This window comes from Mesobacillus harenae, assembly GCF_013343715.1.
GTDB classification, from domain to species: Bacteria; Bacillota; Bacilli; order Bacillales; family Cytobacillaceae; genus Mesobacillus_A; species Mesobacillus_A harenae.
The window spans coordinates 42842-53427 of record NZ_JABUNR010000023.1; the positions used below are offsets into that span (position 1 = coordinate 42842).

General features: G+C 40.8%; 11 protein-coding genes and 1 other annotated feature. All 11 genes read left to right on the forward strand.

From position 1 onward, the window contains the following. Nucleotides 1-13: 13 nt before the first annotated feature. Nucleotides 14-718 (forward strand): heme ABC exporter ATP-binding protein CcmA, encoded by a 705-nt coding sequence (gene ccmA, locus HRJ06_RS21135; protein WP_174734941.1) that lies wholly within the window; start codon nt 14-16, stop codon nt 716-718. Then, nucleotides 715-1395: a heme exporter protein CcmB gene (locus tag HRJ06_RS21140; RefSeq protein ID WP_174734942.1), complete on the forward strand. Its 681-nt coding sequence runs from the start codon at nt 715-717 to the stop codon at nt 1393-1395. Before ccmA ends, HRJ06_RS21140 begins: the two co-directional genes overlap by 4 nt. Further along, the gene (locus HRJ06_RS21145) at nt 1395-2105 is read left to right on the forward strand and encodes a cytochrome c biogenesis protein (protein WP_174734943.1); all 711 of its coding nucleotides are present in this window, start codon (nt 1395-1397) and stop codon (nt 2103-2105) included. Before HRJ06_RS21140 ends, HRJ06_RS21145 begins: the two co-directional genes overlap by 1 nt. Before the next feature lie 58 nt (nt 2106-2163). Next, a complete protein-coding gene (locus HRJ06_RS21150; RefSeq protein ID WP_174734944.1) occupies nt 2164-2295 on the forward strand; it encodes a CcmD family protein in 132 nt (43 codons plus the stop codon). Between the two features lie 15 nt (nt 2296-2310). Further along, nucleotides 2311-2814: a TlpA family protein disulfide reductase gene (locus tag HRJ06_RS21155; RefSeq protein ID WP_174734945.1), complete on the forward strand. Its 504-nt coding sequence runs from the start codon at nt 2311-2313 to the stop codon at nt 2812-2814. Between the two features lie 62 nt (nt 2815-2876). After that, complete coding sequence (locus tag HRJ06_RS21160; RefSeq protein ID WP_174734946.1) at nt 2877-3401, forward strand: cytochrome c3 family protein; 525 nt, start codon at nt 2877-2879, stop codon at nt 3399-3401. After that, nucleotides 3394-4830 carry an ammonia-forming cytochrome c nitrite reductase subunit c552 gene (locus HRJ06_RS21165; RefSeq protein ID WP_174734947.1) on the forward strand — a complete coding sequence of 479 codons (1437 nt, stop codon included), beginning with the start codon at nt 3394-3396 and terminating at the stop codon, nt 4828-4830. The genes HRJ06_RS21160 and HRJ06_RS21165 overlap by 8 nt, the downstream gene beginning before the upstream one ends. A 226-nt stretch (nt 4831-5056) precedes the next feature. Further along, complete coding sequence (locus tag HRJ06_RS21170; RefSeq protein ID WP_174734948.1) at nt 5057-6256, forward strand: MDR family MFS transporter; 1200 nt, start codon at nt 5057-5059, stop codon at nt 6254-6256. A 115-nt stretch (nt 6257-6371) separates the two neighbouring features. Next, nucleotides 6372-6611 (forward strand): hypothetical protein, encoded by a 240-nt coding sequence (locus HRJ06_RS21175; protein ID WP_174734949.1) that lies wholly within the window; start codon nt 6372-6374, stop codon nt 6609-6611. Nucleotides 6612-6775: 164 nt separating this feature from the next. Next, nucleotides 6776-6996, forward strand: a binding site (T-box leader). Nucleotides 6997-7110: 114 nt separating this feature from the next. Next, on the forward strand, nt 7111-9528 hold the full coding sequence (gene leuS / locus HRJ06_RS21180; RefSeq protein ID WP_174734950.1) for a leucine--tRNA ligase: 2418 nt from the start codon (nt 7111-7113) through the stop codon (nt 9526-9528). 136 nt (nt 9529-9664) lie between these two features. Continuing rightward, nucleotides 9665-9967 (forward strand): rhodanese-like domain-containing protein, encoded by a 303-nt coding sequence (locus tag HRJ06_RS21185; protein WP_174734951.1) that lies wholly within the window; start codon nt 9665-9667, stop codon nt 9965-9967. Nucleotides 9968-10586 lie beyond the last annotated feature (619 nt).

The following is a 10586-nucleotide window of genomic DNA, read 5'->3' on the forward strand; positions in this document are numbered from 1 at the left end:
AGAGTTGGGAAATATGCTTGAGTTAAAGAATATGACAAAGATTCTGGGTGATAAGCTAATTTTAAAAAATGTCAGCTTGGTCCTTAATAAGGGTGAAACGCTAGCTGTAATAGGACCTAACGGAGCTGGTAAAAGCACATTCTTTAAATGCACTGTAGGACTTCTGCAGCCAACTAGCGGAGATATCATTATTGAGGGCCAGAAGATACAGAAAAACTCTGCAGAGATTAAAAGAAAGATTGGGTTCTTAGGCCATGAATCTTTTCTCTATAACACGCTTACTCCGATGGAGAATCTTAAGTTCTACGGAAAATTATTTAAAGTCAAAAATATTGATGAGAAGGCCACCAGGCTGCTAAAGGAAGTCGGCCTCCATTACTTTAAAGAGATTCCGATCCGCTCATTTTCTCGGGGCATGATGCAGAGGCTAGCGATTGCGAGAGTATTGCTGGCGGAGCCGGACATTTTGATGCTGGACGAACCGCATACCGGGCTAGACCAGGAGGCAGTTGCATTGCTTAATAGAATCATTAAACAAAAACAGACAAACGGAACTTCCATCCTAATTATCTCTCATGATTTTGATCAGGTTCATGAACTTGCTGATAGAGTAACCATTCTAAACAAGGGCCGGATAACAGAAACAATTCAGCTGACATCGGACATTGATTTGCCGAAAATGAAAGATTGGTATGCAGAGGCGGTGGCTCAAAAATGAGCATTTTAATAGATGCCTGGACTATTGCCTGGAAGGATTTAAGCAACGAGCTGAAAACCAAACAGACGATTGGTATGATGGTTATTTTTTCAAGCCTGGTTATCCTAGTGTTCAGTTTTGCATTCGATCCAACGAATAACATGGTCAAAGCGGTAATACCAGGCTTAGTCTGGCTGATTACTATCTTTTCTGGGATCCTTGGACTGAACCGTTCCTTTTTGTCAGAGCATGAAAATGATTGTCTTACCGGGTTAAGGTCAGCGCCAATTGATCCATCAAGTATTTACCTCGGTAAAGTCCTTGCCAACTTTATAGTCGTAACAGTTGTTCAGGTGATTAGTATACCAGTGTTATTCATCTTGTTTGATTACCGTTTTCTCGGAGCAATCCTATGGTTTATGTTAATTGTTATTGTAGGAACGTTTGGTTTCATCATTGTTGGCACGTTTCTGGCGGCCTTAGCAGCGAATGCGAAAAACAGTGAGATGCTTCTTCCAGTCTTGCTGCTGCCTTTATTGAGTCCTTTAATGATCGCAGCAGTACAGGGTACAAGGATTGTGCTCGAAAATCAGGATATATCGGATGCTATATCGTGGCTGCAGCTAATGGCCGCATACGACCTGCTGTTTTTGGCCGCTTGCTTTTTCTTATTTGAGTTTATTATGGAGGGATCCTGATGAGTAAGGTTTCTGGAATTATTGATAAACTGCTATTTTTTACATTGGTTCCATCATTTTTTCTAGCGTTATGGTTAGTGTTTATCTGGTCGCCTGTAGAACGTGTGATGGGTGCACCGCAAAAAATCTTCTATTTTCATGTCGGCTGTGCCTGGGTAGCTTTTCTAGCTTTCATTATCGTTGGTTATTACAGTGTTCGAAATTTGATAAAACCGAATATGAATCATCATATTGCCGCAGGTATTTCAGCCGAAATAGGTGTCATCTTTACGACAGTTACGCTTCTGTCAGGAATGATATGGGGTAAATCGAGCTGGAACACTTGGTGGACGTGGGAACCCCGTCTTGCAACCACTTTGATTTTGTGGTTCATCTATGTGGCATACCTCTTTGTCCGTAAAATGGAAGGATCTTGGGAAAATATCGCAAGATTATCTGCTGTATTTGGGATCATAGGCTGCATTAATGTTCCCATCGTCTTTATGGCAATCCGGTGGTGGAATACAAAGCTGCATCCTGTTGTATTCGGTGAAGGCAAAGACCAATCTGGCGGCGGAATCGCACCTGAGATGCTGCTTACACTATTGTTCAGTATTTTTACAATCACAGTCCTTTATGCATTTCTAATGAGAAAAGGAATCGAAATTGAGAAGATGCGTGATACCGTCAGGAGAGCAAAGAATAGAGCAATCAGCAGACTTGCAAGCTAAAAGTGAGTGCTGCTTAAAAAACCTAGAAAACTAGTTGGAAACTTAAGGAGGATTATTAATGACTTACTTATTTATGACCTATACAATCATCTGGGCTTTAATCTCAGGATATGTTCTTATCTTAGGAAAACGCCAAAAGCAGCTTCAAAAGGAAATTAAATTGTTAGAGGAATGGAACACAGAACAGTAAAAGCAGGTGGAAAAGATGGGGAAGAAACTTGTTCCAATTATTGTAATAATCGCCGTTGCAGGTGTACTCGGGTTTCTCGTTAATGGTCTAGGAGGAAAAGCCTCTGCCAATCCTGGAGACAGGGCAATTGAATTCGAGCTTAAGGATATCAATGGAGAGACTTACAGGTTGTCCGATTTTAAAGGGCAAACAGTTGTTTTAAATTATTTTGCGACATGGTGCGCTCCTTGTATTGAGGAAGCACCAGAGCTCGAAGCGTTTGGTACGGAATATAAGGATGCAGCATTGCTAATAATCGCAAAAGGCGAAACGAAGAAAAGAATGGAAAAGTATATCAATGAACAAGGTTCGAAGTTGATCTACTTACTTGATACTAAGGAAGAAACGTCTAAGGAATATAGCGTTATCGGCCAGCCTGAAACCATTATTATTGATAAAAATGGTGTGATAGTCGAACGTTTTTCAGGTCCAACAACCAAAACAGATTTAATTAATTTAATTGAAAAAACTTCACCTTAACTTGGTTAAAGCACTATTAGTGTTTTAATAGATATTTTCTATTAAAGGGAGGTGAGAGAGAGATGTTTAAAAAGATTTGGAAGGTAGACAAACGGCTGCTGCTGTTTATTGGGGTATTTGCAGGTATTATCTTTTCGGTGGTAACTGTAAAAACACTTGCTTATACAGATTCACCCGAGTTTTGCAGCGGCTGTCACATTATGACGGAGGTCCATAATTCGTTTACCGATTCAAACCATGCAGGGCTTAGCTGCGGGGACTGCCACCTGCCGCATGACAATGTGGTCAATAAGTATACGTACAAGGCAAAGGCAGGAATGAACCATGTGTATTACAACACGCTTGGTGAAGAAAAGATACCAAAAGTACTTCATCCAGTGGAAAGTACTGAACAAGTGGTAAATGAAAACTGTATCGACTGTCATGAAAACACTTTAAATAATGTTTCGCATGATTCGAAAGACAGCTGTGTTACCTGCCATCAGTCAGTGCCGCATGGGAAAGGATTTAAAACAGAAGATTTTTACAAAGCACCAAAACCAGGGGAGTTACTAGAAAATAAGGGAGGTACGTTTAACAATGGCTAGGAATCTACGTTGGGCATATTTGCTCCTAGTCGCTGTCATACTTGTCATCTCAGGTTGTTCCAGTTCAAACGATAAAGAGACATCGGCCAGTGAATTAAAAACTGGACTGGACAAGGATGAAATTAAAAATGAAGCATTTAAGGATTTATTTCCGCTTCAATATGACAGCTACATGAAAAATGGGGAAGATCATGAAGATACAAAATATAGTGGGTCCGTAAAACGCAGTAAATATGATGCGGACAAAGAACCTTATCTTCCTATTTTGTTTAATGGATATGGATTTGCAACTGAATATAATGAAGATCGCGGACATATATACGCAAATGAAGATGTTCGTGCGGTAGCAAGGATTACCGATAAATCAATTGGATCTTGTTTAACTTGTAAGTCATCTGCTGTTCCGCACTTAATCGAAGAATTGGGTGACGATTATTGGGGCGGCAATTTTAATAAAGATATCTGGCCGAAAGCAGAGGCTATGGGGCATTCCTCTATTGGATGTTCGGACTGCCATGATCCCGAAACAATGGATCTGCGGATTACCCGCCCTAGTTTTATTAAGGCAATGGAATCACAAGGTACAGATATTTCAAATGCAACGAAGAACGACATGCGTAACTATGTGTGTGCACAATGCCATGTTGAGTACTATTTTGATGCCGGCAATGGTGAAGTAACCTTCCCTTGGGCAAATGGATTTAAGGCTGAAGATATGTATGAATACTATGACACAACAGCAAAAGCAAACGGTTTTGAAAAAGACTGGGTTCATAATGTTTCCGGTACACCAATGATAAAAGCACAGCATCCAGAGTTTGAGACTCATATGGAGGGTCCGCACGGGCAGGCAGGAGTAACTTGTTCGGACTGCCATATGCCATATGAGCGGGTAGACGGCAAAAAGAAAATTACCTCTCACTGGTGGACTTCTCCGCTAAAAACAATGGAGCAGTCTTGTGCAACCTGTCATACTAACCGTACTGCAGACGAGCTGAAAGATCGGATTGGTGAAATTCAGGATACACATATGGAAGGGCTTCATAAAGCAGAAGACATTTCAATTACGGCACATTATTATATCAATAAGATGATTACTAGTGGTGTCAGTGAAGATAAAGTTAAGCAGGCACAGGAGCATGTCCGTAAAGGGCAATGGATGTGGGATATTGTCGCGGCTGAAAACGCAGCTGGATTCCATAACCCGCAAGGAGCTATGGATAACTTAAGGGTTTCTGTAGAGGAATCAAATGAAGCCATTAAGCTGGCAACCGAGGAACTGGTTAAGAAAGAAGTAAATCTTGAGGAATTAAAGAAAGAGATAGAAAAGGCGAAAAAGGCTGTGACATCTGAAACGGACAATTTCAAGAAGAAAGAGCATGCGATCAACAGCTACTTCCCTGCTCAACAGCCTCCAGCGCCAAAATAAATATAGGTAAGTTAGGAAAACACTGTGCGAATAGTACTTGCACGGTGTTTTCTTTAGTTTTACAAAAAAACGGAGGGGTGTCAACAGTTTTTTACACACATAGATTCACAGACAGCAGGAAACCATTTACTGCTAGCAAGGTAACGAAAGTTGTTGCTCTCCTTTATAAAAACCAATAGAATAATTTGTTGGTGTAAAATCTTTAATTGGTAAAGGAGCGTTTTTCATGCCGCGAGCATTATGGCTTCTAATAATCGGAATGGCAGTAAATGTAACGGCCTCTTCCTTTCTTTGGCCTTTAAATACGATCTATATTCATCAGCATCTTGGCAAAACTCTGTCTGTTGCTGGCCTTATTTTAATGTTAAATTCAGCAGCGAGTGTTGCCGGTAATCTATATGGAGGGATTTTATACGATAAAATTGGCGGCTATAAAAGTATCCTCCTAGGAATTTTGATTACGTTCTTCGCTTTGCTTGGCTTAAGTGTCTGGCACCATTGGCCAGCTTACATCTTCTTTTTAACCATTATTGGTTTCGGTTCTGGGATCGTGTTTCCTTCCATGTATGCAATGGCTGGTTCAGTATGGCCAACTGGAGGAAGAAAAGCGTTTAATTCCATTTATGTGGCCCAGAACCTTGGAGTTGCGGTCGGAGCAGCATTAGGGGGTGTAGTTGCTTCTTACTCATTCCAGCTGATATTCATCGCGAATGCACTGATGTATTTTATATTTTTAATTATAGCTGGGGTAGGATATCGCAAAATTAATACGAATCCTGTAAGTCAAACAACGATCCTTCAGGAGGGTGGCAAAGTTAAAAACCACACTAAGCTTTATGCGTTATTGGTTCTGTGTATCGGGTATCTACTTTGCTGGGTTGGCTATGTCCAGTGGCAGTCTACCATTCCTGCATATACCCAGGAGCTTAACATATCCCTGAACCAGTACAGTATTTTGTGGACTTTAAACGGAGCCTTAATTGTGCTTGCCCAGCCTTTGATGAACAGAATGGTCAAGCCTTTTGAAAATGCCCTAAAGAAGCAGATTATTATAGGAATGGTTATTTTTATGGGCTCTTTTGCTGTCGCAGCAGCCGCAACAGAATTTGCCTTTTTCCTAACAGCCATGGCTATTTTAACAATTGGTGAAATGTTAATTTGGCCCGCGGTGCCAACCATCGCAAATGAACTTGCACCAAAAGGGCGTGAAGGGTTTTACCAGGGGGTTGTCAACAGTACGGCTACAGGAGGCAGAATGATCGGCCCTCTGCTTGGTGGCCTTCTTGTTGATAACTATGGTATGTCAATGATGTTTGCTGTACTGATTGGGTTGTTTGTTATTTCGATCTTTACCACTATCGTCTATGACAAAAAACTCAAACAGGGAGCACAACTCCCAGCAAATGCTTCAAAAACAGCGTCTTAGGATCAAGTTAAGTGTTGCCTGAACACTAAAAGGGTTATGAAATATATGTCAGTTAAAAAACTTTATGTAACTTTTTCCTCCAGCTTTCGTATTTAAAAGGAAGGAGGAGATTTATTTGAAGAGATATCTTGTGTTCATAGCCTGTTTTCTACTGCTGCATACGGCATTTCAGCTTCTACTAGGATTATGGCTGACAGCTGCATATATTCCAGATTTTTCTGCCTTAGAACAAAGTTCGAAACAGGAAGTTGTTTTCGGTGAGAACTCATGGGGTTCATCGTTCTTTATGTTCGTAGCAGCGACTATTGCCTATTTTATCTCACATCTTTCTTTAAAAACTGCGAAAAACGGTTAAGTATGCTTTTAAAGCTTTAAATAGTTGTCTATAATAATTTACTGCAGAAGCTAAGAACTTTCCCCTGCTGCCTGCATACCGTATATATTACTTGTTCCTTTGAAGATTAGCCTAGCTTGCATCTTTATGGGAAATTTAATACAATATCACTATAATCTGAATATGAAATAACTTTGATTAGGAATAGTAATGATGTTTTGTCCGATCTAGAGAGTTGGCGGCAGGTGCAAGCCAACCGGACCCATCGTGAACTCACCTTTGAGTTGCAAGTGTGAATTTCCAGTAATGCTTGCCGTTTTCCGCGTTAAGGAGTTAATGAAGCGAGTGACTTGTCACTAATTGTGGGTGGTACCGCGGGAGATATACATATCCTCTCGTCCCTTATAGGGATGGGAGTTTTTTTATTTGTCCGGCATATAGCCGTTCAAAAACTTCAATTGCATGGGCTAATTAGCTCTTACACAATAACAACTATTTTTATTTACTAGGAGGAAAAGAAATGAGTTTCAGCCATCAGGAAATTGAACAAAAGTGGCAGCAACAATGGGAAAAAAATAACACATTCAAGACAACGGAAGATGAAGGAAAGCGGAAGTTTTACGCTTTAGATATGTTCCCATATCCATCAGGAGCTGGTCTGCACGTTGGCCATCCAGAAGGCTATACAGCAACAGATATATTATCCCGCACGAAAAGAATGCAAGGATATAATGTTCTCCATCCAATGGGCTGGGATGCTTTTGGTTTACCAGCAGAACAATATGCGCTTGATACAGGAAATGATCCTGCAGAATTTACGAAGAAAAACATCGATAACTTTCGCCGCCAGATTAAAGCACTTGGTTTTTCCTATGATTGGGACAGGGAAGTTAACACAACCGATCCAGAATATTATAAATGGACCCAGTGGATTTTCTTAAAACTGTATGAAAAAGACTTGGCCTATATTGATGAAGTTGCTGTTAATTGGTGCCCCGCTCTAGGAACAGTTTTAGCTAATGAAGAGGTAATTGACGGTAAAAGTGAACGAGGCGGGCACCCGGTTGTGCGCCGTCCAATGAAACAATGGATGCTGAGAATTACTGCATATGCGGACCGCCTTCTTGAGGATCTTGAAGAGGTTGACTGGCCTGAAAGCATCAAAGATATGCAGCGCCATTGGATCGGCCGGTCAGAGGGTGCTGAAATTACGTTTAGCGTTGATGGCCATAACAGTTCATTTAAAGTGTTTACAACGCGCCCTGATACTTTGTTTGGAGCTACCTATGCTGTCCTGGCTCCTGAGCATCCATTAGTTAACGAAATTACTGCGGACGAGCAAAAAGCGGCGGTTGCAGGCTACCTGGATGAAATTAAAAGTAAAAGCGACTTAGAGCGGACCGACCTAGCGAAGGACAAAACTGGCGTTTATACCGGAGCTTATGCAATTAACCCTGTTAATGGTGAGAAAATGCCTATCTGGATTGCTGATTATGTGCTAATGAGTTACGGGACCGGTGCGATTATGGCTGTTCCAGCACATGATGAACGAGATTATGAGTTTGCCAAGAAATTTGATCTTAAAATCCAAGAGGTTGTTGCAGGTGGCAATGTTGCCGAAGAGGCTTATACAGGAAACGGAGAACATATTAACTCAGGCTTTCTTGATGGGTTAGACAAGGAAGAGGCCATCATTAAAGCCATTTCTTGGCTGGAGGAAAAAGGACTGGGTACAAAAAAGGTTACTTACCGCCTTCGTGATTGGCTGTTTAGCCGCCAGAGATACTGGGGAGAACCTATTCCAATTATTCATTGGGAAGATGGAACGATGTCGGCTGTTCCAGAGGATCAATTACCATTGATTTTACCGAAAACAACTGAAATTAAACCTTCAGGTACTGGGGAGTCTCCACTGGCAATCATTACGGATTGGGTTAATGTAACCGATCCCGAAACAGGTAAAAAAGGGCGCAGGGAAACGAATACCATGCCGCAATGGGCTGGAAGCTGCTGGTACTACCTTCGCTATATAGATCCAAAAAATGATCAGGCTCTGGCAGATCCCGAAAAGTTAAAAGAATGGCTTCCTGTTGATATTTACATCGGTGGTGCTGAGCATGCTGTGCTGCATTTGCTGTATGCCCGTTTCTGGCACAAGTTCCTATATGATATCGGTGTAGTTTCTACAAAAGAGCCTTTTCAGAAGCTGTTTAACCAAGGAATGATCTTGGGAGAAAATAATGAAAAGATGAGCAAATCTAAGGGGAATGTTGTTAATCCAGATGAAATAGTTAAAAGCCATGGTGCTGATACACTTCGCCTTTATGAAATGTTTATGGGCCCGCTTGAAGCATCGATTTCTTGGTCAACTACTGGCCTAGATGGTTCCCGGCGTTTCCTTGACAGAATTTGGCGTCTATTTGTTGGAGACGATGGGGCTTTGAATCGGAAAATTCAAAACACCACTGATGTTCAGAGTCTTGAAAAGGTTTATCATCAAACGGTAAAAAAGGTAACAGAAGATATAGAAGGTCTTCGTTTTAATACCGCCATTTCACAGCTAATGGTTTTTATAAATGAAGCATACAAGGCGGATGTTCTTCCGAAGAGTTATATTGAGGGATTTGTAAAACTGCTTTCTCCAATTTGCCCGCATATCGCTGAAGAACTTTGGCACTTACTTGGCAATTCAGAAACTATTGCCTATGAAGCCTGGCCTGCCTTTGACGAAGCAAAACTTGTTGATGATGAAGTCGAAATTGTCATTCAGGTAAACGGTAAAGTGAAAGTTAAAATGATGGTGCCGTCTGGAGCAAATAAAGAAGCACTTGAGCAAATCGCAATGGATGATGAAAAGGTAAAAGAGCAGATTACCGGTAAAACAATTCGTAAAGTCATTGCCGTACCAGGAAAATTAGTAAATATCGTCGCTAACTAGAAAAGCGCAAGCACCTTGGCCAGAACTAGATATAAGCAGACTCTCTCCGCATCTGAGAGTTTTGCCCTCTTGTTCTGGGGTCTATTTTATATATAATAATTAGAGAACGTAAGCAACTTAACTGGAGGTTAGAGGTATGGATCAATTGCAGACAATCACTACTGAAGAATTACAAAAAAAACTCGAAGCTGGAGAAAAGCTTGAGCTTGTCGATGTTAGAGAGAACGAAGAGGTTGCAGAGGGAATCATTCCAGGAGCAAAGCATATCCGTATGGACGACATTCCCACAAATTTGGACTACTTTGATGAGGATAAAGAGTATATTTTTATTTGCAGGTCAGGAAGACGCAGTGAAAATGTTTGTTACTTTTTAATGGATCATGGGTATAAAGTGAAAAATATGGTTGGTGGAATGCTAGAGTGGAAAGGTAATAAGTAAAACTGTTTTTTTTCTAACGGATTCTGTTTGAAGTACAAAATACGAATTCGTCTAGTAATTCGCACTAGAGTTAAAAAGTAAATTAGCAAAGAAATGCTTGGAGACATATGCTCCAAGCATTTTTTATAACAATCTTATGGAAGGTTTCTTCCTTTAAACAACTCTTGCATCAATTCTCTACTAAAAAAACCTCCTGCAACCTTGTTTGATGCGGTGCCTCCTTTTCTTCAAAGTTCTGCTTAACCCTAACCATAAAAGAGCGGACTCTCACGGACCAGAGGAGGGGATCTGCATGGTTGATAAATAAGCGGAGAAATTCCTCTTATTTAAGAAAAACATGAAATTTAGCTTAATTAGAGGGAGGGATTCCGCCTATATGCTCCAAAAACATGAAAATCGATCATTGTACCTTACTTAACGGGAAAACTTCCGCTTATATACCCCGAACCGAGTTCTATCCTGCAGTATAACGGGAAAATCTGGACTTCTGTCAAGAAAGTAGACACAAAAAAATGAGACTAGATTCTCCTCAGAATACTACCGCACTTCGTTTGGTGGGGTGTTAAAAATGACCACTCGATAAAACGTGACTGGTCATTTCTAACACCAAATGTCTAAT